Below are 23,407 nucleotides of genomic sequence, written 5' to 3' on the forward strand. Positions count from 1 at the left end.
TTATAGATCGAAAGCCGAATACTTGATAGTGGAACTGGTGGACACGTCCCGACCTAAGTCGGGATGCTTTCAAAGGCGTGCGGGTTCGATTCCCGCCCCGAGTACACAAAAAAAATCGACAAAAAAACCTTTCAGAAATGAAAGGTTTTTTTGTTTATAATCATTTTTCTTTTAAGTTGACTTCTTTTGTTTACAGTTTATATTCTACGTTCTGAGAAAATCGGAAAATTTTATATTGGGCATACCGAAGATATTAACAAAAGACTTCTTCGGCATAATAAAGGCCAGGTAACTGCAACTAGAGGTAAAGGTCCGTGGACTATTGTTTACCAAGAATATTTTCCTAGTCGAGCAGAAGCTGTACAGAGAGAGCTTGAAATCAAATCGAAAAAGAGCAGTAAATATATCGAAAGGCTACTGGTTGATAATGGAACTGATGGACACGTCCCGACATAAGTCGGGATGCTTTCAAAGGCCTGCGGGTTCGATTCCCGCCCCGAGTACACTCAAAAAAAATCGAACAAAAACCTTTCAGAAATGAAAGGTTTTTTTGTTTATAATCATTTTTCTTTATAGATCGAAAGCCGAATACTTGATAGTGGAACTGGTGGACACGTCCCGACCTAAGTCGGGATGCTTTCAAAGGCCTGCGGGTTCGATTCCCGCCCCGAGTACACAAAAAAAATCGAACGAAAACCTTTCAGAAATGAAAGGTTTTTTTGTTTACAACAGAAAAAATCAATTATTTAAATCTCCAGAATACTGATCTGCGGTTTAATTTATTTTAATGTTCTACGTTTTGATCATTTAACCAGGTATCTGTTATTAACATATCCTTTAATACCTTCAAAAACCACATTACTCCATTCGCCTTCTCTCGAAATTTCGCTCAGATAATCGCCTTTTAAAATAACTTTTTTCTTTCTCGAAGTAATTGATGGTCCTGTTCTGAGGTTTAAAGCCGCTGTTGTTCTGTAGAGGTTGGCTACGTTTAGCGCAGCTCTTTTTAAATTGACATAACCATCTTTTTGATCGCCAATATTCCATTTGGCCTGCAACTGCTGCCAGGTATAACCAAAATCGAACTGAAAATGTGGTGGATCTTTAAAACTCTTCCAATCGCCGCCCCACTCCCAGCCATTGGCTTTAAAAACGGTAACTACTTCTGTCCAATCGGCAATATCATCTTCATCGAAATCTTTAACCATATTCCACGAAGTTTCCTCACCATCTATAACCAGGGCAAAATCGATCGCTAAACCATAATTATGTATCGATTGACCTGCCTTTGCATTAGTCACAACATTTCCCATCGGCTTACTTTTCGATTTGCCATCAGGGTTAACCACAGTCCGGCCCAATTTATATAAAACGTCTTGTTCCTCAAACGAGCGCAATGTAGTCGTTATTCTGGCTTTTGCCCTACCCGTCAACTTTAATTCGGCTTTAGAAAAAGTATCTGTTGCTAAAGCCCTTAAATCAGGGTGTAATAACTGAATTCTGGTTTGGCTTAATTTATCCATATAGTGATCAATTATAGTTGATAAACCTTTTTATTTTGGCATAAGCAACGATTACAAATGTTATCAGAATAGATAATCTATTAGGTAACAAACATAGACCTGAAAAGTTCTACATCCCCTACGGCTTAGGTTAAGCTCCAAAACAGAAAAAAAAACTTATAAACCCTAATTTTCAGAAATTTATTCCGCTGATTTTTAAGCACTAAGAATTTCATTCAAAAAATTTATTTTATTTTTTTGCATTAAAAACTTTAATTCCTATATTTGCAACCCCAAAGGAATACAACACCATGTATTAATTTGCGAAAGTAGCTCAGTTGGTAGAGCACGACCTTGCCAAGGTCGGGGTCGCGAGTTCGAATCTCGTCTTTCGCTCTAAATGCCTTCCTACCAGAAGGCATTTATTTTAAAGTTAACCTACCGAAGGATTTCGGAACAGGCTAATGCTCGGGTGGTGGAACTGGTAGACACGCAGGACTTAAAATCCTGTGCTTTCAAAGGCGTGCGGGTTCGATTCCCGCCCCGAGTACACTCAAAAAAATCGATAACGAAACCTTTCAGAAATGAAAGGTTTTGTTATTTATAGGCATTTTTCTTTATAGACCGAAAAGCGAATGGTTGATAGTGGAACTGGTAGACACGTCCCGACATAAGTCGGGATGCTTTCAAAGGCCTGCGGGTTCGATTCCCGCCCCGAGTAAACTCAAAAAAATCGACAACAAAACTTTTCAAAAATGAAAGGTTTTGCTGTTTACGGTCATTTTACAGTGTATCCTAGGTTCTGAGAAAATCGGAAATTTTGTATTGGGGTAATACTACACGATCCCCCATACAGCAATTATTTCATAGCCCTGGTCGCCTTATCAAAAGACAGCACCAGATTCTTCTGGTCAATATCTTTTAGGGAAACCTCGTGAACACTACTGCCCAGGCCTGCAGTAAAATAAACATCAGCCTTAACAGTAGTCCGTTTCTCAAGCCCCTCCTCAAACAGGGCAATCCCGAACAAAGTACTGTCTACCTTGGATGAAACGGTTATACTCACCGTACCCAGATCATACTTTCCGTTATTCTTCAAGGTAACAACCCCTTGCTTATAAGTATAACTCACCCCTTTCAGTGTTTCCAGATAAGTTTTATTCTTACTTGTGATGGCCTGATAGGTTTGTGCATAACCTGAAAAACCAGGGATTGCCAGTAGTAAAACTAAAATGATTTTCTTCATGATCTTAAGCATAATAATTCAATTATTTCATTTTGGTAAGCACAGCTTTAAGTTCTCCTATTTCATCATCAGGATCCCCACCGGAAGCAAATATCTCGGCTACGTCCATGTCTTTACCATATACCGCAGCATTTGCAGCCGCATCAATCTCCAGCGATGCGCCGTTTACAGAGAGCCCTGCAAAAAGCCCCTTGCTACGGGAATAGGAATACACCTCGGCATCGAGTTTGTAATCTGTATTCACTGCAGAACTACGTCCCAGGGGACCTGCCGCAATAGAAAGATCACCACCAAGGGTAAAACTGCTTTTCTTGATCGCAGTAAGACTATTGGCATGGGTAAAAACAAGCACAAGTTCAGTCGACTGTACACCTGCCTGAAGGCCAACACTTCCGCCGGTAATGGTTACAAAAACAGGATTGCTCCAGGAGCCGTCTGCCCTTTTCACCATTGCAATGCCCCTGCCGCGCTTCCCTCCAATAACAAAACCTGCATTGATCAGTTTTGGTACAATAACAATACCTTCTGTAAGCTCAAGCAGTCTGGAGGGAATGGATTCTTTCATTTTCCCGAAACCCGAAAGCACCTGGGTTGAAGCTTTTATTCTTTTTTGCTCCTTATTCTGCGCCGCGGCCGCAGTAGGAAATAGTAATGCTACGCAGCAGAGCACAGCGAGATTCATCTTGATCAAATTAATTGTGTTCATATATATATCGAAAAAATAACCGGCATTATTCGAGCAGATCTGCTCTTAATAACGGTCCGGAAATGCAATATTATACCTTTTATTTCTTTTCCCGACCGGTCTTCAGGTAAATTACCTTTCTGTGAGAATTCACCCTTGATACCTTAAAAATTTCAGGATATAATGGATTAAAAATTTTGCTTTCCCAAAATAAAGCCACTGATCAATTTCTAAATCAAGGGCCACAGTTTCTTTTGCCTGATCGGTAAACATGGGGCAGTTGCAATATCCAATATTAGGAGGAAAAACATTTAATCTCATTGAAGATCTTCGAGTTAAAAATCATCTGTAGCATTTAAGTAGCGCCTATCGTTTATGTTCAAACATATCATACACGATGAAACTTAAATTTATTATCCCCGCAGTATTGATCGTACTTTTTGGCTGCAGCCAAAAAGTGCAGCATCCATCCTCCAACCGGCCCTCAAAGAACCAAGGCGATTCACTTTACGTGGTTCTTAGCATAAAGGATGTTATAAAGACAGGAGAAAAAGTCACCTTAAAATTTGCCGTCCACAATGATCAGCCAACAGAAAAATCCTTTTGCAAATGGCACACTCCCTTTGAACCCCTGATGAGCAAATACCTTGATATAAAAGATGAGAATGGAAATGAGGTTTTCTATAAAGGCCCTATGGCAAAAAGGATCATGCCCCCTCCCGCAGACAGCTACCTTGTTGTTAAACCAAAAGACATACTTTCATCAGAAATCGACCTTTTAAAAGCCTATCAGCTGGAAGCCCAAAAAAAATATACCGTTTCTTATAACGCCAGCGGCATGAGCGGAATAAAAAGTACCAACACCGTTACCTTCAGGTACACGAACTAAACTTAGTAATTCCAGAGACAAAAAAAAGGGGAAGGCCATCCAGCTCCTCCCCTTAATTTATCATCAACTAACTTATATTATTATGGATTTATCTAATGATAAATCCATAATCGCTCTTTATAAATGGTATTCATCCTCCTAGTTAAATAGCTGCGAACTGCTTGAGAATATTACGGGTTTTGAATTATCTTGTTGAAGTGCTCAATTTATTTGACCGCGACACTGAAACTAACTTCTTCAGGGGGCAGACACTGCTTGTCATTGCATACCATCGATTCGACAGTTCCTTTCACCACCGCTGTTTTTCCGTTAGTTTTAATTTTTTGTTGGAAGATCACACTGTGCTCAAAATATTTTACATCCATTTTGAAGGTATCCTCATATTTTGTTATAGGTTTTGGCTCCAGCGTCTTGCCCACAAGGGAGTATTCCTTTGAAGGCTTAAAACTAAATGTGGTTTTCACTGGTCCTCCATCTTTTACAAACTGGGAATATAAATGCCATCCTTGGTCGATTGTTGCTTTAATAAAAATTGTTGCCGTGTTGGCACCTGTTTTTTTTGCTGCATAAGACCACTTTATTGGTTTTAATATCTGACTTTGGGCGCTGATGAACAGTAAAGAAAACAGCGCTGTTATTACAATAGATTTCTTCATTATTTAATTGTTTTTTTTAGCCATGAAAAGATGATGTGAAAAGCTTCGGGCGAAACACCGCTTTTGATATTTGGGATCTCGGCTTGATTACAGGTGATGCACGGTAACAACAAATGATTGACATTTTTCAATAAATGTGTTTCTACCTTTTTATTGCCGCCTGCCGCAATATAGTTCTTCCAGTTTTGAAGATTTGCCTCGGGAACCACATAGTTATCCTTATCCCCGTTTATCGCTAACACAGGGACTTTAATATTCGCCATCGTTTTAGCTGCATTGTACTTGATAAAATACCTGTACCAAGGTCCTATCGCATAATTTACGAAGCTGTAGACCGGAAAGCGGAAATGATCGAATTTAATATTCAGGGTCTTGAAGTAGTCATCATCTTTTACTTTCCATGTGTTGTAGGTTTCATTCAATTTTGCCTCCATATTAGCCGAATCTGCATATTTCAATGCCGTTTTAAACATACGTTCATTGATGTCGTTGGATCTGGCCTTATCATAATCGGGCAAAGTGGAATTGTTGACTATACTCTCATTTTGCGAAATCAGGGCATCGTACCCATTCATTGCCAAGCCTGAGAGGCTGATCAAAAATTTAATATCCTTACTTTTGGAAGCAGCGATCGATATGATCGCTCCACCTTCACTGTGGCCGATGAGACCAATTTTACCGGCGTCTACCTGAGGTACGGATTTTAAATATTTTACGGCCAATAAAGCGTCAGTTGCGAAATCGGCAGTAGTTGCATGTTCATATACTCCTGTCGTTTTACCTACACCTCTGTCATCCAACCGGAGAACAGCGTATCCATGATTCGCCAGGCTATCGGCGATTTCTTTAAAGATCTTGTGCCCCGCCATCAGGCCATCACGATCCTGTCTTCCCGTTCCGGAAACGATAACGACGGCCGGACTTTTTTTATTTCCCCCAGGGATTGACAAGGTACCTGCATAGGAAATGCTATCATCCGGTGATTTGAATGTGATTTCCTGATCTATAAAATTCTGTGCAAAGGATGTTTGCGTAAATACTGCCAATGCGGCAATGAGCAATCTGATCTTATTCATTTTCTTGTTATTCTGCTTTTTTAGTCATTTCAATCAACGCCGTCATCTCATCAGCCAAACCTGTAGCACTCCCCCTGAAACCTATGGAAATGAACCGCACGTACCCATTTTTGTCTATGATCAGCTTTTGGGGTATACCAGAGATGGTAAATGCTTTACAAATCTTATTAAACACTTCCGAATTGGTCTTCATGCCGTCCAATCGATTATCAAATAGCACGTTGAAGGGATAATTATTGTCTTTGATGTACTTCGCATTTTCTGTCTTGTAAGTATCACCTCTCTCTTCTGTATCTACAAAATAAAATACAACATCCGGATCATTTTTGTATTTCTCTACAGCTAGTTTCATTCCCGGAAAGGAAGCTTTGCAAGGAACACACCATGTGGCCCAAAAGTCGAGGATTACGGTTTTCCCTTTGAGATCGTTCGAATTAACAGTCTTGCCATTAAGGTCTTTCATACTCCAGGTTGGCATTTCTTTCTTGATCATGCTTTCCATGATATCTTTTTGTTCCTTTTCTTTGTCGGCCGGGTTTTTCAAGCTTTCCAAATATTCCTGAAAACCTTTCTCTGAACCACGTTCTTTTACGAACGCCTCTCTGATCATCGCAATCATTTCTGTAGAACTCTGATTCTTGAACATACTTTTTTTCAAAAGCACCTGCAGATCCTTGTTCAGACCTAACATCTTTAAACTTAATGCCTGTTGGTTATTTATCTCTGCATTGTTGTAGTCTAAAATGGCCTGTGCCTCTTTTGCATATTGAAGTGCCTGCTGGTATCTTTTCTGATAATTCAAGAGCCCAATGTGATCTGAAGAGACCATGGCAACAAACGTTTTCTGGTATTCACTTTTCCACTCTGAAGGAGAAAGATAGGCCATCGATGCCGGCCGGTTGGCTTTGAAGTATTCGAATCTTTTTACAAAAAGATCAGAGTCTTCAGCAATTTTTTTCAGATCCCCTTCTTTTCTGTGATAAGGAATGCCTATTAGCTTATAATAAACTGAGGTAAGCATATTATATGGCAAGGAATCGATATACTTACTCACGTAATCAGTTGGCCTTTTCTTCAACCTTCCAAAAACCATCAGGTTCTGATATATAACACCATAATTGATTCTATTTTCCAAATTAAACTTTGCGTTTGTATTTGCTTCAGGGAATTTTGAAAGAAAATCTTCGGAAGCGACCAACAATGAGTCAATATCTCTGATCGAGGACAATTTTTTGAATGCTGCAAGCCGTGCTATACTCCCATTTGGAAATTTTTGGCTGATTACCATATTGATAGAATCTGTTAGATTTTTATCCCGAATAAGGTTAGCACTGATATATCTTGCATCGAGCAGTTCAGACTCATTAGCGTCCGTACGGGCAAGGTACTTAGTGGCTAAAACCAATTTAGGAGCAGCATGCTCTCCCATGTAAGAAGAAAGGGCTATAGCATAATCCCTGGCCAATAATGATTTCGATTTTTGGTTATTCAAAATCTCCTGGTTTAGCCAATGATATGTTGCAGTATCACTGATGCCTTTAAAGTTGATGTATCCGGGAATATTTTTACCATAGTTCGGTGATCTTGCAAATCCCCATCCAATATATCCTCCAGGGGCCATTTTTCCTGGTCTATCCTTATCATTGAGCATAATAAAATAGCCAAGATTCTTGTTGTTGTCGATGGAATCTCCTGAAACGAATTTAAAGGCAAGTATTCCCGTATTGATCGGAACCTGTAAATCTGATTTCCATTCCTTTCCAGCCTTGACAAATTTCACGTCGGCCGCTTCCCACCTATAATCGGTATATTTATATACCACCGCGTTAATAGATTCCTTGTTCTGTAGCGGTGTGCCTGATGGATTATAGAAAACAGTCAGGGCTTTTCCGTTATAGGGCTTTTCAGGCAGCGACCTGAAATTATTGGTGCGCTGACAAAATCCATTGATAGAGAGGGCAATAAAGAGTAAAAAGGTTAGGGTTTTGTGTATCATTTTTTATTGATTAATTCTGGATGTTATCCGTGTTGTGGTATACGTGGGTTAGGGATTTGGCTCGAGTTCTGGATTGAGGTTACGAAGATATTCTGCGATTGGAAATGTATATTGGTTACTGTTTGGTGCCAATGTATAAATCACACCTCCAAAGTTTCTGGTATACGTTTTTTGGAAAGTTGTTTCATTGTTCAGCCTCCTCATATCCCACCACCTCAGCATGGTTCCAAAAAACTCTCGTCTACGCTCATCAATCACTTTTACCAGGGCATCAGTATTGCTATTGGCTATAGCAGGCACATAATCGGCAGGCTTGAATCTTTTGATCCTTAAGGTGTTCAACGAATTCATCGCCTCAGAAATATTCCCCGTACGCGCAAAACATTCAGCACGGATAAGCAACATCTCAGGTACTGAAACGCCCTCGTTTCTGGTCTCACCGGTTACGCTTTCCTTATAAAAAAACCTTCCTGTATAGGTAGCGGAAACTGTTGCTGCGGGAACGGTAAAAAGTGTATAACGCTGATCTTTGGTACCCAATACCGTTAGGTATTCGTCGCTCAATTTTAATACTGAAGGTGCAAATGTCAATGATCCTCCAATGGGAAGTTTTGATAGCATGATTTCTGGATTTGCAATTCTTCTTGGATAGTTTGAGGTGTTAACGGTAGTTATAGCCGATAAATCGATTAAGGTATTCTTAATTTTCAATGCCTCTTCTGCGTATTTTAAAGCATTTGGGTAATCTGCCATCATTAAGTATGCCCTGGCCAATTCTCCGTAAGCAGATGCTTTAGTTGGTAGCGTGTTATAGGCTTGTGTAGCCGGTAAAGCTGGTAGCGCCTGCAAAAAATCGTTAATGATTTGATTGTACACCGTTTCAATGCTGGCCCTCTTTAAAGATTGACTGACCGTTTGCACCAAAATCAGCGGCACGCCAAGATCAGAACCTGCAGACGACCTCACATACGGTTTGGCATAGGTGTTAATTAAGTTTAGGTATGCATCTGCCCGATGGACCAAAGCTTCTGCTTCCAATGCCTTTTTCTCCTCTTGAGTCCCATCACTGGCCGGAAGCTCATTGATTATGGTATTGCAGTTTAGTATTATAGCGTAAAGCGCATTCCAGCTCTGGTCTTGCTCGTAAGCAGATCCAAATGGAAAAATAACGGGTCTCCAGTTATAACTTCCTGTTAGATAAGAATAAAATTGTGATCCTGTTAATGCCGTCTGTTGTGCGCCATCATTGATATCAATATCAGATGAAGCAAAGTCGGATAGATTCTGTATATTCTCAAATGCAGCAGTATTGTTAAGCAAGTAGCGGTAATTGATCGTTTGATTAGGTACAAGATTTCCCTGCGTTTTAATGTCTACATACTTTTTACAGCCAGTTATTGTCGTCGCAATGAGCGAAAAGCCTATAATTATATTTTTTAGTTTCATGATTGCCAAGGATTAAAAGTTAACATTTAAAGAAAAATTATAAGAAACTGCAGATGGAAGGCCCAAAGTTGTAGAACTAAGACCAGCAATAAAATCCGGGTCGATGCCCTCTTTGTTTGCTCTCCATAAAAGCCCTAAATTTCTCACAGCAAATGTGAAATTTGCTGTTCTGACAAAAGAGGTTATTTTTTCAATCGGCAACTGATATGACGCCGATAGTTCGCGAAGTCGTACATAATCGCCCTTTAATACATTGATATCTGATTGTTGATAACGCAATAAACTCTGGGCAGCGAAATTGCCTACTGGACTGGGTACGTTGGTGAATGCCTCATCTCCGGCCTTTACCCAACGTTTTGCCACATCCTCATGCAAATCATACCTTACACCTGTTCTTGCCGAAGGGTAGGAACTGATCGTTGGTCTAAGAAACACACTACCGAATTGGTAAGAGGCAACCGCCATTAGTGTGATATCCTTAAATTTAACAGATGTATTAAAGTTTCCAAAATAGGGTGCAGTTCTTCTTCCCGCGTATTGCAATGCATTTATCGATGTAATATTCTGGTTTGCTGCTATTTTCGCACCATTTTCATTGTACACCTGAGTAAGCCCATTTTGATCTAGTCCAGCATTTTTGTATACAAATATCTTATCCGTTGGATAATCATTTAGATTGGCGCCAAATGCCGGATTAGAATAGAATGATGAGGTGATTCCAAATCTTGCATCGGTGATTTTATTGGTGTTATAGGCAAAATTGATTCCACTGTTCCATTCAAAGTCCCTCTTGCGAACAATAGTACCCCTGATACTCAAATCCATGCCATTTCCGGATAAATTGGTTGAGTTTCGATTAAGTGTGGTAACACCGTATGTTCCGTTGATCGGAAACTCATAAAATAAATCCTTTCCTCGTTTCGAGTAAATATCTGCAGTTGCAAATAAGCGGCCGTTGAAGAGACCAAGATCGATACCCAGATTGGCCACGTATGTTTTTTCCCATCTTAATTCCGGATTAGCAGGTGCGACCAAAAACGCATAAGGCTGACCTGTGGTCAAATCTGCACTACCTAACCCGATATAGGTGAAGGGATAGATATTGGTTGATATATTACCATTCACGCCATAGGTTGCCCTTATGCTTAGGGAACTTACAAATCCGGCTTTGGCTAGAAATTGTTCTTTTTTTACATCCCATTTAAATCCTGTTGACCATAGCGGTGTTGCCCTGAACTTGCGATCGACACCAAAATTGTTGTAGTCATCATAGCGCGCACTTCCGGAAAGGGTATACTTACCGGCATAGGTATAGGCAGCATTGGCATAGTACGATAAATATCTTCGTGTTTTATCCTGTTGAGTTGGCGCAGCGGCCAAACTACTGGCAAAGCCTTGTATCGTTTGATATGGTGTAAAAAAATCCACAGGTCTGGAGAGTCCGGTACCGGTATTATAACCATACAGCGTATTGGACCCTTGACCTATCTTGGTCTGGCGAATCTCTGATCCTGCAATTGCAGTTAATTGATGTAAACCAGCAAAAACCTGATCAAAATTGAGCTGGCCACGAAGACTGTAATTGTTGCCGGAGGTGTTTATATTACTCAAAATCCCACTGCCTAACGGTAAACCAATAGAATTTTGGGCATTACCGTTTGAAGGTAGCGGTGTATAAGTATTGATAAAGTTCCGGTAATAATAGGATCTTTCATTAAAATAACTCCGGGTTTGACTAAAGCTTCTTTCGTTACCATAGAAAACATTCGCTGATAAACCTTTAAAGACCGGTACGTTCAGGTTGAGGTTGATCGTATAATTGTTATCCTGTTGGGTATTGTCTGCATTATCGATCTCATCCAAAGGATTGTAAAGCCAGTTGCGATACCCCCGGCTCTGCAGCGAATTGGTCCATCCCGAGTAGTATTGCCTACCGAAACTTATTCGATTTCCCTGATCATCCAACAACCTATCATAAGGCATAAAAGTCGATGATGAGGGACCAAATAAGGTATTGAGCGATTGACCATTATTATTGAATTTAAAGAAGGAACCTCTTACATTCGTTGATAAGGTGGCCACTTTGAAAATTTTGAAATTGTTGTTCAAAGTTATCGTTAAACGCTGTCCATCCACACCTACTGTTTGAGGATTTTCTTTGCTATAAGAGGCGGAATAATAATAGTCGCTGCTTTTTCCGCCGCCGCTTACCGATAAATCATACTGCTGGTTGTTTGAGGGTCTTATCAAGTATTGAGATATCTGATCCCGGCTATCTATCGAGCTATATCGGCTAAGAGCGGCATCATAGGCAGACTGGGTTATTGTTCCGGCCCTGAGCTTGAAAATCAGGTCGGTTACATTAGCTACGGGCTGTCCGAACGGGCTGGCTGAATTTGGTGGGGTGATCAGATTTTTAGCGACAAGATCCTGTTCAAAAGAGATTGCCTGACTTGAATTCATGATCTTCAAATAATCAAGATTGGGTTTATTGGACACGGTAGCTGAAACCGAGAAACTCACCCTGGGTGCCTGATTTGGGCCGCCCTTTTTCGTGGTAATTACAATTACGCCATTCGCAGCCCGCGTACCCCAGATAGAAGCAGCGGCGGCGTCTTTTAACACCGTGATGTTTTCAACGTCATTAGGATTAATCGTAGATAGATCCAATTCGCTGATCGCACCATCTACCACCACCAATGGAAAGGTTTCTCCACGTAGCGTGCTGGCCCCACGAATGGACATACTATAATCTGATCTACCCACACTGCGCGTACCGCTGTTAATTCCAATTTGTGTATTCCCATAGGTAAACATATTATCAGAATTCAAATCAACTTTTAATCCCGCAACCTGGTTTTCCAATCGCTGTATAAGATTAGGCGTCTTGATTTTCTGTAAATCAGCAGCCTTAATTACAGCAGCTGCAGCAGTAGAACGCTCCCTGGGCAACATCTGATAGCCGTTTGACACCACATTTACATCCTGAAGTTGTTCACCTACAGCAGGCCTCATTCTTATCGATAAGTTTGTCACCTTTCCATCCAGATCTTTAGTAACAGATTCGTAGCCTAAATAGTAAAAGCTTATTGCTGTTGCTGTATTAGGAAGAAAAATGGAAAAACTTCCCTGACGGTCGGTAATGACAGCGCGATTGGAACCATTTGACTTTATGGTCACTCCTGGCATCCCTTCTCCATCCTGATCAGTAACTTTTCCACTATAATAAACCTCTCCGTTATCGTTTTTTAATGGAGTAGCGGAGAGATCATTCTGAAACATCCTATCCTCTTGCGCTATAATAGTGTAATTGCCCTCACTCACATATAAAAACAAAAGACCGTTAGGGTATAAAGCTCTCTTGAGCGCCTCATCGACAGATTTCGCATTCAGGCTTTCTGAGGTCGTGGTTTTGCCCTGAATAATGTTGTGCTTATAGGCAAACTTAGTCTTAAATCGGACAGAAATTTCATTTAGGGCCTTTTCAAGTGTTAATGTTTTTTGCTGCGCGGAGGAATCCGTGACTACAAAAAGCACCATTAGAAAAACAATCACAGCGGTGATTGGTTTAAGTAGTTTTGTTTTCATTTTTTGTTTGGTTGGTTGTTTGGTTGTTGATTGTTTTTTGAAGCCGGACGCGTTAACGTCTTGATGTAAGTGTGATCACGCTTCCCTCCTTCTTTATATTAACATTAAGTATATTACTCAGGGTGAATAAGACTCCGTTCTCATCTTTTAAGGAGATCGTCCCATCTATGACTTCATTGAGGAGATTTTGGTCTTCCATGACAACTTTATATCCGTACCTATCCTGGAAAGCAGCTATAATCTCACTCACTTTCGCCTGCTTAAGAATGAGCTTACCTTCAATCCATGATGATGGAGATATGGACTGTGCAGCACTAGATGTGATCCCCTCATTAAGCATATCGTTTTTGAATACATTACCTGGCATCATACTAAATTCCTTTCCTGTCTTCATCGATCTTACTAGTACCCGGCCACTTATAAGCGCCACCTGGGCTTCCTGCCGGCGATCTCTCACATTGAACTCTGTTCCAAGCACCTGAATCTGCACAGTAGGGGTGTGTACCACGAACAGGTCTCCTCTCTGTAGTGTTGCAGGATCGACATTCAAATGCCTAACCCTGAAGTATGCCTCTCCATCCAGCGAAACCGACCGCACCTTTTTCCACAGGTAGGCTCTGGGCATGGTCAATACGGAATTCGAGTTAAGGTGTATTTTGGTGCTGTCATCCAATGTGACGATTTTGGTTTCACCGAAAGCTGTTTTAACAACAACGTCGCTGTTGAAATACCAGACTGAAAACACGGCAAAAACCAGAGATGCTGCAATAGATGAAATCCAGATCGCTGTTCGCCTGATTTTCATTTTTTTTACTTCTCTCTCTGTTATTGAAGCCTTGATATCAACCCAAAGTTCCTCAATAAAAAATGGTGGGACTTGAATATGTTCTGCAGACAGAATGTACTTTAACTCTTTAAAGGCAAGATTGTAATTTTCCAGGTGACCTGCATTAGCCTCAGCCCAGCCCTTCCAAAATGCCACATCATCCTGAAGATTGTATTTTACAAAGCGAATGAAATCCTGATCATTCAGAAATTCTTCAACAGTATAATTATGGTATTTTTTTTCGTTCATCTATGGTACCTTTAAAGCAGGTTCACCATATAGACAGATGAATATTGAAAATTACCCCATGAAATAAAAAATAATTTAAAAAAAAATTGGTGTCGGTTACAGGATATGATTTTTATTTATGCTAATGAGGTAAATCATCAATAAAGCCTTGTCTATTTTCATGATCAGGCGAAGTGCCTCAAGTGCACGGGCGTTGAGTTTGTAAGTACCTTTGATGGTTAAATCCATAATCTCAGAGATTTCTTCATAATCCAGTTCTTCAAAATATCTTAAATAGATAATTTCTTTCTGCCTGGGGGTTAGCTGCTCCATTGCCTTGGATAATTTAGCAGTCTGCTCATTTTGCTTTTCTTTTTCAATCAGCTCCAACTCAACTGAAAAGGTCAGGTCAAAGTAGTCCTGGTCATCTATTTCCGAATCTTTGAATTTCTTCGTCGACAAGCGGTAGTTGTTCGCCGAATTGCGGAACGAGGTGATAATATAACTGCGCACGTTGGATACCATTGGCAGCTTTGTTCTTTTTGACCAAAAACCTACGAAAACATCCTGCATACAATCTCGCACCGCTTCTGGATTATAGAGCAATCGCGAGCCATATTGAAATAATGATGGAGCATGCCGCTTATAAATTTCTTCCAAAGCTTCCATATCGCCATCCAACAAATGGCCCCAAAGCTGAGTATCGGTTAAGCTATTATCCAAATTCAATGATGAAGGGGGTTTGATAACGACTCAAGTTATATTAGGTTCAACCGCATTTGCAATGATAACATTTTTATTACCAATCTGGAGGAGCTGTTGGATAATATTACTGGAACACAAATTTATGAATATTTTCTTCTAAAACAGTGTTCATAAAAAGCTATTCTGCAACCTCACTTTAAATATGGACAAATCTGGTTTATAACCAGGCTAAAGTGATAGTCGATTTACAGGTATTGGCTCAATCTGAAAATGTTCGAAGAGGACTTATTTCGTTAAATTGTTTTCGCGCAGCGCTTAGCCATTAAAAGAATGCCGTATAGGTTATCTGTTTGTTAAAAAACTATTAATCAGTCAAATAAGGATTCTATTATGTGACCACAAAAAAGTCTGCCCTGGGGCAGACCAAAATCAATATAAAATACTCTTCTTGCATCTGGCTTTGCTCAACCCGATAATCCCAAAAAAGAAAAATTCAGTAGGGAAAGCGCTGCAAAAGTTAGCATAAATGTATTTTACAAAACGTTCATTAAATTGTTCAAGGTTGAATACCTACGCCGTTCATTCGGGCGCGTCACTTGAGTATTTGAAAATGACGGTATTGTGAAGCTTAACGGCGGCCGGCTCGGATATAAAAAATCCATTAAATGCCGGCCGAAAAGCTATTCGGTTTTAGCCTGTCTTTTGAGCAGGATGGAAATTTCTACATCCAGTTTTTTTTGGAGGATCTCACCTTCAAAGCCAATGGTCCTGAACTGCATTTTACCCTGCTGATCAATAACGGCTATTGTGGGGATTACGTTAAAGCCCACTTTTTCACCGATATTTTTGTCGTTATTAAAGTAAACAGGGAACTGGTACTGGGGATTCTGCTTTACCCATTTCCTGGCGTCTTCAATGGTATTGTTAGATCCACTATTAACCACCATGAACAAAACGTCCCTGTTGTTTCTATATTTTTCAAAAACCTTGTGAAAATATGGCATTTCCTGCATGCAGGGAACGCACCAGGTTGCCCAAAAATCAAGGATGACGATTTTTCCCTTCATCATTTCAGCACTAACCGGTTTTCCTTCCAGATCTACCAAACCGGAAAGCTCGGGGCCAGGCCTGTTCATCATCAGCAGCCTGGTTTTAGCAGTCAGCTGACTGATTTCCAAAGCTTCCAGCTCTGCTACCTTCGAGCGGAAATCCTCTTCTGAGCTATTATATTTTAAAAAGTTGAGTTTGGCGCTTTTTAGCACGAGGGAATCTGTTGGGTTTTTGACCAATAACCTCCAAAGGATATCAAAGGCTTTGCGGTTTTCGCCGAGCTGGGCCGATACTTCGGCACTATTGATCAGCCCATCTCTCCCATCTGAAATCCCTATTGCCTCATCTGCCAGTTTTTTGGCTGAATCAACCTGTTTTAACTTAAGAAAATTAAGGGCCTTGAGTGAAAGCAGGTCAGACTTTGCCTCGGCTATAGTACGACTTCTTACACTATCGGGAACAAAAGAAGGGATATAACCAAACTCGGGGAAATACCTGATAATCCCCACGGGCCACCGCTCTACTATTCTTAACGATCTGTTGGCATAACCGATAGCTGCCGATGGTGCAATCTTGCCCGCGGTCAACACAGTGGCGATATCTTTCAGCGTCTGTGGTGTGTAGGGCGTAACCTTGGCATTGAGTTTTGAGGCATGAAGTAATGCCCTGACCGAATCTTTCTGAGCAGCATAATATTCAAAAAGCATTTTATGAATACTTTCAGACCCTTCTCCATCAGGCTGATTTCCTGTTTTCAGCAGCGCTTCAAGCTTTGCTATCTTCACTGCGGCATCAGGCTCTTTTGCAATAATGGAAGCACGGAGGTCTTTCGAAATATCTGCCTGGGGAAAACGTTTCATGATCACGCTGCGCACAGAATCGAGCCTGCTCTTTTCTCCTATCATCAGGTATCCCATGGTAACCAGGTTCACATTGCCTGGCAGGGTCGGGTTTTCCTCCAGCTTTGCGGCAATAATCTTTCTGGCCTGCTCCCGGAACTTCAACTTTTCTTCCGCACTTTTCGCCATGATCATCCTGGTATTAAGCAGCGCCACTTTTGCTTCATAGTTACTGGGGTTGTTTTTCAATTCCTCTTCCAACAGGGCAGCTTTTCGTTCCTGTAAGTCAGGAGATTTAGGTATCTGAGCCGACAGGCTATAGGATTCGTGGAGCAGACTGCTTTTGACCCTTTTCGTGCCCTCAAATACCTTTAAGGCATAGTGCTGGTCTGGGCCAGGTTTCTGCACCTGATCCCCGCTCTGAAGATAAAAAGTGGCAAAAGTGGCAAACCTTCCGGCAACAAAAGAAGCCGTCCATATTTCACCCTGTTTTACCATCGGCATTTTCCATGGGAGATCATAAAAGGTGGAATAGGTGAAAACGATCGTTACTGATAAGCTTCCAGGCTTGATTTTCGCATCTGCACCTCTTGGGTCATAGCGTATGGTAACCGTATCACCTCTTTTTATTTTCCCGGGTATAACCGAAACGCTTTGTGCCCAGGCCTGCAGGAATACAGGCACTGAGAACAAAAAACATAAAATTATTTTTCTCATCGTTCTAATGGTTAGTTGTAACCGGGGTTCTGGATCATATTTGGATTTGTGCGCATCGCCTCGATCGGGATCGGGAAAAGCACAGCTGTGGATTTCCAGGATGACTTGCTTTTCGGCAAAATATCATCCGCCCGGGATTTCGAAGGATCGCCTGAAAGGCTTTTCCACCTTTTCAAATCAAACCAGCGATGGCCCCATTCTGAGAATAGTTCAGCCCTTCGTTCCTGCTCCACCTGGGCCATGGCTATAGCCGGTGTTGCTGCCACAGCTAAAGGTACCAGGCCCGCCCGGTCGCGGATCACATTCAGATCATCCTTGGCATCACTTAGCCTGTTCAACCCCACCCTAGCTTCCGCGCGGATCAGGTACGCTTCAGCAAATCTGAGTATCATTGAGTATTCCGTAACCGCAGCACCAGCAGCGCCCAATCTAACCTTATATTTAAAGGGATAGTAATGGGTAACAATTGGTGCCGTTGTGGTGGTGTAATTCCCAACCCAGTTGCTAAAACGCTTATCCCCTACCTCAAAGCCTGATTCCAGTCCATCGCTTCCTTTTGTCAGCCGATAAAGGGGGGCACCTGTTGGAATGAGCGTATTTCCTTCCCAGGTATTTCTTCCCCCAAGTGTATTGACCACCTGGAGCTGCCAGACAGCCTCTAAAGAATTCTTTAAAAAAGCCTTGGTCATGTGGGCAGCGTTATTGGGATCTGCGTTTTTCAGGAGCGAATATTGTGTAGTGGCCGCAATGACTTCGGTAGATTCAGCCTCTGCCAGCGCATTATCCCCAGTGTAAAGGTAAACCCTGGAAAGCAGCAATGTTGCAGCGGTTTTATTGGGCCTGGTACGTTCGCCGTTTCCCGGATAGGCTGGCACAAGCAGGCTTTTAGCATCTTTTAAGTCCTGGATGATCGCAGCATAAACTTCTGCTTTTGGCGTCTTTGGTTTACTGCTGTTGGCAATCACATCAGTATTGAGGATCAAAGGTACATCACCAAAGAAATTTACCAGATAAAAATGACAGAATGCGCGCATAAACTTAGCCTCGCCCAAAAGCTGGTTTTTTACTGCAGGGCTTAAAGTACTGGATGCGCTGACTCCTTCGATAACAGCATTTGAGCGGTAAATAAAATTATAGGGTGAAGACCACATAAGTCCTACATAGCCATTGCCCGATGTCAGTGCATTGTTCTTGAACTCATCAAAGTTGGCAAGCACCGAAGCATATACAAATTCATCTGCGGCCATTGCACAGGTGAAGCTGGTCAGCACGTTTGCAAACTGGTAATTAGAGGCATTCATGTCGGAGTAAATCCCCACCATAGCAGCGGTTGCGGTAGCATCGGTAGTGAAAACGGTCCCTGTGGCAAGCTGATCCTTTGGATCTTCGATTTCCACATATTTTTTGCATGACAGCGAGGAACTGAGCACTGCGATGAACAATATATAATTGATAATTTTCATTGGAATTTTATTTAGGGTTAAAATGAAAGCTGTACACCTGCCGTATATACACTTACCGGAGGCATAGAATAGCCCCTGGTTTCGGGATCAAAACCATTATATGATGTAATGGTGAAGAGGTTCTGCCCCTGCAGGTACAGCGAAATGTTGTTAAATTTCCAGCTCTTGAGCAGATCTTTGAAGTCATATTTCAAAGAAATGTTCTTTAGTCTGATAAAAGAGGCATCAACCCAGTTCGCACTCGACAGGCGATAATTGTTCTGATAGGCAGTATAAATCGGTTTGCCTGCTGTGGCGCTGGCCCCCGGAATCATTGCAGGAACGCCCTGAGTAGTCCATCTGTCAAGGGCACTGAGGTCTTTATTTCTAAGGGCATAACCATTAGAATAACTCAGATAGCCATAGTTCAGCCCAGGTCCTTCCTGTTTTACAAACTGAAAAAAGAAATCAAGACTGAAGTTTTTATAGGTAAAACTGTTCTGCAGGCCGCCATAAAATTTAGGCATTGCATTTCCGATCACCACCAGATCAGCCGGGTCGGTAATCACCTTGTCTCCATTTACATCCCTGAACTCAGGAACACCAGTCTGCGGATTGATCCCAAGAAAATCAAAACCCATGACGATTCCAATAGGTTGCCCGATGAAGTATTTAGCGGCATTGGCCGAATTTTTCAGGTCTGGATATTCCAGCAGTTTATTACGGGCAATAGTCAGGTTGAAAGCAGTATTCCACGAAAAATCCTTCTCCCTAACGTTCACTGAACTGAGTTCAAACTCCCATCCTGTATTCTCTACCAGCGCTGGAAGATTAGCTTGATAGCTTGTAAAACCAGACTGGGAAGATAGCGTACTACCAATTAACTGGTTACCGGAGCGGTTGCGGTAAAAGTTTGTGGTGAGCAATAATTTTTCGTTAAAAAAGCCCAGATCTAACCCAGCCTCGATTTTTTTGTTGACTTCCCAGCTGTAATCCGGATTAGGAAAACGGCTTGGTGAGATCCCCCCTATACCACCATAGGGATAAGTGGTAGGTGTCCAGCTGTCTAAAAACTGGTAATCACCGATCTGATCATTACCAACCGTCCCGAAACTACCTCTTAGCTTACCGAAACTTAAGAAAGGGATATTTTCCTTTATAAAACCCTCATTGCTGAAGATCCATGCAGCACCCAGGGCGCCAAAGTTGCCAAAACGATTGTTGGGTCCAAATTTGGATGACCCATCCCGGCGGAAGGTACCATTGATGATATATTTCTCATCCCAGTTATATGTTAGTCTTCCAAAAACCGAAGTATAACGGTATTTGGCATAACTGTAGCTCCTTGGGGTAATCAATGTAGCCGCCTTGATATTTTCAAGCTGCTGATCACTGATGTATCCGCTCCCGGTGAGTCCTTGCTCTTCTCTGACACTGTGCTGCCAGGTTCCGCCCACAAGAGCTGAGAGATTTCCTTTTCCCAGTTTAAGGTTATAATTTAACTGGGGCTCTACAATATAGGAGCTTAAGCTTCCGTCTCCATAGTTGGCGCTGCTACCGGAATAGGTAGCTGGGTTAAAACCCAGTTTAGGGAGTGTCTGGGTCTGTTTCATATGCATCCTGTTAAAGCCTGCAGCCAGCTTTGCACTAAAGCCTTTTAAAAACTCATAGCTCAAAGTCGTATTCCCGAATATATTTGAGGTATTACTCAAACTGGTACGTTCAAAATAGGCCATTGGGTTCTGCTCATTTCCTACCCAGTAATAGTCCCCTTTGGCATCATAGATCGGAAAATTCGGTGCCAGATTAAAAAAGCTGGTCACATCGCTCTGCAGGGTATTGTTTTCATCCAGTGTATATTTCAAAGAACTATTAAATTGGAATTTCTTGTCTATTGAGCTATGGTTCAGCGACATATTCAGGGCACCCCGTTTATAGCCAAGATTGCCGGGCAAAACTATTTTCTCATCCCTGAAGGTCCCGCTAATCAGATACCTGGTCTGCTCAGTGCCACCGCTCAGGCCCAGTTGAACCTCCGAGAGGTTGGCAGATTCTCCTATCAAAAGATCCTGCCAGTTCTGATCAAGGGCCTGATCCCATAATAACAAGTCTGGCGCCTGGGTATCGGTCGGGGTCACGCCGTCTTTGGCGTAAGCTTCACGTCTAAGGGCGAGATAATCTGCTCCGCCCAGCATTTTAACCCGTTTATTCACTGAGGAGATTCCCGTATATAAATTTGCTTTAAATTCTGCCTTTCCGGCTTTTCCTTTTTTGGTGGTAATCAAAATTACCCCATTTGCTCCCCGTGATCCGTAAATGGCCGTTGCATCGGCATCTTTCAGGATATCGATCTGCTCGATATCAGACGGGTTGATACTGGAAAGGGGGCTCTGCGCGCCGTTAGCAGCAGAAAACTGGCTCAGGCTTTCCGAAGTAAAGGGAACTCCATCCACAATGTAAAGCGGGTCATTTCCAGAAGTAATCGAATTCTGCCCGCGAAGGCGCACATTATATCCTGAACCTGGGTAACCTGTTACCGAAGAGATATCCAATCCTGCAACCCGGCCTTGTAGGGCAGCCAGGGGATCTGCTACGGGCTGGTTTCCGATCTGTTTGGCGCTCACTGTGGTTACTGATCCGGTATTGGTCCGTTTGGTTGTGGTCCCATATCCAACCACCACAACCGCATCAAGGGTTCCGGCCTGCGGCGATAAGCTGATGTCTATAGATTTCCCCATCGGTACCGGTCTTTCGGCAACAGAATAGCCAACGTAGCTAAAAATAAGAATATCATCAGGAGAAGCCTGGATTTTAAAGGCCCCGTTAACATCGGTTATCGTTGCGGCAGTTTTTCCCTTTACTTTAACCGAAACCCCTGGAAGAGCAGCACCACTTTCATCTCTGACCACTCCTGTGACCTCCACAAAGTTGGCGCTGGTCTGAGGGGTGGGCGCCAAAGACTTGAATATGATAATACTGTTGTTGAGCAGTTTATAATCAAGGCCTGTACCTTTTAAAAGCTCGTCGAGGGTCTGTTTTAAGTTTCGCCTTTTCAAGGTGAGCACAGGTGCTGTTATCCCTGAAAGCACCTGTTTTTTATACGCAAAGCGAAAATCGGTTTCACGCTCGATCTTTGCAAAGGCCTGCTGAAGGCTGCCGCCGGAAAACCCCAGGGAAACATTGGTTTCCTGCAGACCCTGCGCCGAGCTGTCGGTGGCATAGAGGCTGCCCATGGCATAGAGAGAGATAACCAATAAGATCGCATTTACTTTCATGAAAAATCTTAGTTTTTGGGTAATAGTGTAGTGACAAGTCAACGGGGGCTGACTTGCAAAAGGTGTATTTTTATAATACATTGCATTGGTTTTAGGTTGTTCGATATATAATTTAAAACTGTTGTAAGCCCCGGTGGCCGCCGGGGTTTACTTAATTCTTCTGCTATATCATGTGGGCGATATTTTTTTCTTCATTAAATTTAGTTTGTTTTCGATTGGTTATTAATTTTCACATCCGGGCCCGTCGATCAAAAGTTTACCCGCTTTGAGCTGAAAGGATGCCCCGGTAATATCGGCTAATACTTCAGTTACCTGGCCGATTTCGTTCCGGTCTAAAAAGGCAGCGGTAAAGCGGCACTTTTTCACCCTTTCATTTTTAAAGGAAACCTCAACGCCATAACGTTTGGCAATGAGTGCTGCGGCCTGAGCAAGGGTAACATCGTCCATGATCAAGTCTCCTGACTTCCAGGATATGGTCTGCTCAGTGTTTACTGTATGTTTAAGTGGGCTCACCTGGCCGCCCTGCCAGCTCAACTGCTCATTAGGGGTCAGCACCGCCAGGGTCTCCCCCTTTTTTTGCACCATCACCTTTCCCCTGATTACCGTCACCGTTACAGCTTTTTGTCCCGGATATGCTGAAATGTTAAAAGCGGTGCCCAGCACGGTGGTGCTAAGCTCGCCCGTGTGGATTACAAAGGGATGGGCAGCATCATGTGCCACATCAAAAAAGGCCTCCCCAACAAGTGATACCTCGCGTTTCTTTTTGCCTTTGAAGCTCCCAGCATATTCTAAACGGCTACCTGTGTTAAGCTGAACGGAAGTCCCGTCTTCAAGTTTGATCCATCTGTGCCCACGGCTTTTCTCTACTGCAGGTTTCACCGGCGTTTTTTCTGCAAAAACGACTGGCCGGGATGCAGGCCGGAGCACGAAATAGGCAACCGTACAGACTAAAAGTATAGATGCGGCATAACCGATCCAGCTAAAGGATTTACCTTGCGGCCTTAAAACGGTACGGGCCTTGATTTTTTGATAAAGCAAATGTTCATCCATAGGGGCATCTTGCTGATTTCCCTGCTGAAAATCGGCCTGGAATGCTGATAATGCCTCATTCCACTCCTGCTCGTGCCCCCCGTTTTGTATTAATGAGAGCACTTGGGAAATTTCTTCCTGTGATGCCTGGTCATTGATATATTTTAAGAAAAGTTGTTTAATCGCTTGTTCCAAGATAGATGGTGTTTAAT

General features: G+C 42.2%; 16 protein-coding genes and 4 tRNA genes. 6 read left to right on the forward strand and 14 right to left on the reverse strand.

The window, feature by feature from the left end:
- The first annotated feature begins 19 nt into the window (after nucleotides 1-19).
- From AC07VK_RS17440 to AC07VK_RS17450, 3 genes are all read left to right on the forward strand, one after another.
- Nucleotides 20-106 (forward strand) — tRNA-OTHER (locus AC07VK_RS17440).
- An 80-nt stretch (nucleotides 107-186) separates the two neighbouring features.
- Complete coding sequence (locus AC07VK_RS17445) at nucleotides 187-456, forward strand: GIY-YIG nuclease family protein (protein WP_492963767.1); 270 nt, start codon at nucleotides 187-189, stop codon at nucleotides 454-456.
- 133 nt (nucleotides 457-589) lie between these two features.
- Nucleotides 590-676, forward strand: a tRNA-OTHER gene (locus AC07VK_RS17450).
- A gap of 127 nt (nucleotides 677-803) precedes the next feature.
- On the opposite strand, the gene AC07VK_RS17455 is transcribed toward AC07VK_RS17450, so the two are convergent.
- Nucleotides 804-1,523: a M15 family metallopeptidase gene (locus AC07VK_RS17455; protein ID WP_492962057.1), complete on the reverse strand. Its 720-nt coding sequence runs from the start codon at nucleotides 1,521-1,523 to the stop codon at nucleotides 804-806.
- Nucleotides 1,524-1,825: 302 nt separating this feature from the next.
- On the opposite strand from AC07VK_RS17455, the gene AC07VK_RS17460 reads away from it, so the two are divergent.
- Both AC07VK_RS17460 and AC07VK_RS17465 read left to right on the forward strand, forming a co-directional pair.
- Nucleotides 1,826-1,898 (forward strand) — tRNA-Gly (locus AC07VK_RS17460).
- 70 nt (nucleotides 1,899-1,968) lie between these two features.
- Nucleotides 1,969-2,052: transfer RNA gene (locus AC07VK_RS17465), tRNA-Leu, on the forward strand.
- A gap of 309 nt (nucleotides 2,053-2,361) precedes the next feature.
- Here the strand turns inward: AC07VK_RS17465 and AC07VK_RS17470 are convergent.
- Both AC07VK_RS17470 and AC07VK_RS17475 read right to left on the reverse strand, forming a co-directional pair.
- Nucleotides 2,362-2,748 (reverse strand): hypothetical protein, encoded by a 387-nt coding sequence (locus tag AC07VK_RS17470; protein WP_492962059.1) that lies wholly within the window; start codon nucleotides 2,746-2,748, stop codon nucleotides 2,362-2,364.
- A gap of 22 nt (nucleotides 2,749-2,770) precedes the next feature.
- On the reverse strand, nucleotides 2,771-3,454 hold the full coding sequence (locus tag AC07VK_RS17475; RefSeq protein WP_492955231.1) for a lipid-binding SYLF domain-containing protein: 684 nt from the start codon (nucleotides 3,452-3,454) through the stop codon (nucleotides 2,771-2,773).
- Between the two features lie 376 nt (nucleotides 3,455-3,830).
- Between AC07VK_RS17475 and AC07VK_RS17480 the strand changes: the two genes are divergently transcribed.
- The gene (locus AC07VK_RS17480) at nucleotides 3,831-4,322 is read left to right on the forward strand and encodes a protease (RefSeq protein ID WP_492962061.1); all 492 of its coding nucleotides are present in this window, start codon (nucleotides 3,831-3,833) and stop codon (nucleotides 4,320-4,322) included.
- 206 nt (nucleotides 4,323-4,528) lie between these two features.
- Here AC07VK_RS17480 and AC07VK_RS17485 read toward each other — a convergent pair whose 3' ends face one another.
- The 11 genes from AC07VK_RS17485 to AC07VK_RS17535 all read right to left on the reverse strand — a co-directional run bounded on the left by AC07VK_RS17485 (nucleotide 4,529) and on the right by AC07VK_RS17535 (nucleotide 23,390).
- Nucleotides 4,529-4,978 (reverse strand): protein-disulfide reductase DsbD N-terminal domain-containing protein, encoded by a 450-nt coding sequence (locus AC07VK_RS17485; RefSeq protein WP_492955229.1) that lies wholly within the window; start codon nucleotides 4,976-4,978, stop codon nucleotides 4,529-4,531.
- Nucleotides 4,978-6,054 carry an alpha/beta hydrolase family protein gene (locus tag AC07VK_RS17490; protein ID WP_492962063.1) on the reverse strand — a complete coding sequence of 359 codons (1,077 nt, stop codon included), beginning with the start codon at nucleotides 6,052-6,054 and terminating at the stop codon, nucleotides 4,978-4,980. Before AC07VK_RS17490 ends, AC07VK_RS17485 begins: the two co-directional genes overlap by 1 nt.
- Nucleotides 6,055-6,061: 7 nt before the next feature.
- Nucleotides 6,062-8,050 carry a TlpA family protein disulfide reductase gene (locus AC07VK_RS17495; protein WP_492962065.1) on the reverse strand — a complete coding sequence of 663 codons (1,989 nt, stop codon included), beginning with the start codon at nucleotides 8,048-8,050 and terminating at the stop codon, nucleotides 6,062-6,064.
- 48 nt (nucleotides 8,051-8,098) lie between these two features.
- On the reverse strand, nucleotides 8,099-9,496 hold the full coding sequence (locus AC07VK_RS17500; protein WP_492962067.1) for a RagB/SusD family nutrient uptake outer membrane protein: 1,398 nt from the start codon (nucleotides 9,494-9,496) through the stop codon (nucleotides 8,099-8,101).
- A gap of 12 nt (nucleotides 9,497-9,508) precedes the next feature.
- Nucleotides 9,509-13,084, reverse strand: a complete 3,576-nt coding sequence (locus AC07VK_RS17505) for a SusC/RagA family TonB-linked outer membrane protein (protein WP_492962069.1) — start codon at nucleotides 13,082-13,084, stop codon at nucleotides 9,509-9,511.
- Nucleotides 13,085-13,136: 52 nt separating this feature from the next.
- Entirely contained in the window at nucleotides 13,137-14,159 is a 1,023-nt protein-coding gene (locus AC07VK_RS17510; protein ID WP_492962071.1) for a FecR family protein, read from the reverse strand.
- Nucleotides 14,160-14,255: 96 nt separating this feature from the next.
- On the reverse strand, nucleotides 14,256-14,867 hold the full coding sequence (locus AC07VK_RS17515; protein ID WP_494939809.1) for an RNA polymerase sigma factor: 612 nt from the start codon (nucleotides 14,865-14,867) through the stop codon (nucleotides 14,256-14,258).
- 656 nt (nucleotides 14,868-15,523) lie between these two features.
- Nucleotides 15,524-17,449 (reverse strand): TlpA family protein disulfide reductase, encoded by a 1,926-nt coding sequence (locus tag AC07VK_RS17520; RefSeq protein WP_492962075.1) that lies wholly within the window; start codon nucleotides 17,447-17,449, stop codon nucleotides 15,524-15,526.
- 11 nt (nucleotides 17,450-17,460) lie between these two features.
- Nucleotides 17,461-18,912: a RagB/SusD family nutrient uptake outer membrane protein gene (locus AC07VK_RS17525; protein ID WP_492955221.1), complete on the reverse strand. Its 1,452-nt coding sequence runs from the start codon at nucleotides 18,910-18,912 to the stop codon at nucleotides 17,461-17,463.
- 17 nt (nucleotides 18,913-18,929) lie between these two features.
- Nucleotides 18,930-22,166: a TonB-dependent receptor gene (locus AC07VK_RS17530; RefSeq protein ID WP_492962077.1), complete on the reverse strand. Its 3,237-nt coding sequence runs from the start codon at nucleotides 22,164-22,166 to the stop codon at nucleotides 18,930-18,932.
- Nucleotides 22,167-22,388: 222 nt separating this feature from the next.
- A complete protein-coding gene (locus AC07VK_RS17535; RefSeq protein WP_492962079.1) occupies nucleotides 22,389-23,390 on the reverse strand; it encodes a FecR family protein in 1,002 nt (333 codons plus the stop codon).
- Nucleotides 23,391-23,407: the final 17 nt, after the last annotated feature.

The sequence above is a fragment of the Pedobacter sp. GW821-FHT01D05 genome (genome assembly GCF_059422505.1).

Coding starts and splice junctions, on each gene's coding strand:
- AC07VK_RS17490 (WP_492962063.1), bottom strand. CDS start 6,054: ATGAATAAGATCAGATTGCTCATTGCCGCATTGGCAGTATTTACGCAA.
- AC07VK_RS17475 (WP_492955231.1), bottom strand. CDS start 3,454: ATGAACACAATTAATTTGATCAAGATGAATCTCGCTGTGCTCTGCTGC.
- AC07VK_RS17500 (WP_492962067.1), bottom strand. CDS start 9,496: ATGAAACTAAAAAATATAATTATAGGCTTTTCGCTCATTGCGACGACA.
- AC07VK_RS17530 (WP_492962077.1), bottom strand. CDS start 22,166: ATGAAAGTAAATGCGATCTTATTGGTTATCTCTCTCTATGCCATGGGC.
- AC07VK_RS17470 (WP_492962059.1), bottom strand. CDS start 2,748: ATGAAGAAAATCATTTTAGTTTTACTACTGGCAATCCCTGGTTTTTCA.
- AC07VK_RS17510 (WP_492962071.1), bottom strand. CDS start 14,159: ATGAACGAAAAAAAATACCATAATTATACTGTTGAAGAATTTCTGAAT.
- AC07VK_RS17455 (WP_492962057.1), bottom strand. CDS start 1,523: ATGGATAAATTAAGCCAAACCAGAATTCAGTTATTACACCCTGATTTA.
- AC07VK_RS17485 (WP_492955229.1), bottom strand. CDS start 4,978: ATGAAGAAATCTATTGTAATAACAGCGCTGTTTTCTTTACTGTTCATC.
- AC07VK_RS17505 (WP_492962069.1), bottom strand. CDS start 13,084: ATGAAAACAAAACTACTTAAACCAATCACCGCTGTGATTGTTTTTCTA.
- AC07VK_RS17480 (WP_492962061.1), top strand. CDS start 3,831: ATGAAACTTAAATTTATTATCCCCGCAGTATTGATCGTACTTTTTGGC.
- AC07VK_RS17525 (WP_492955221.1), bottom strand. CDS start 18,912: ATGAAAATTATCAATTATATATTGTTCATCGCAGTGCTCAGTTCCTCG.
- AC07VK_RS17495 (WP_492962065.1), bottom strand. CDS start 8,050: ATGATACACAAAACCCTAACCTTTTTACTCTTTATTGCCCTCTCTATC.
- AC07VK_RS17520 (WP_492962075.1), bottom strand. CDS start 17,449: ATGAGAAAAATAATTTTATGTTTTTTGTTCTCAGTGCCTGTATTCCTG.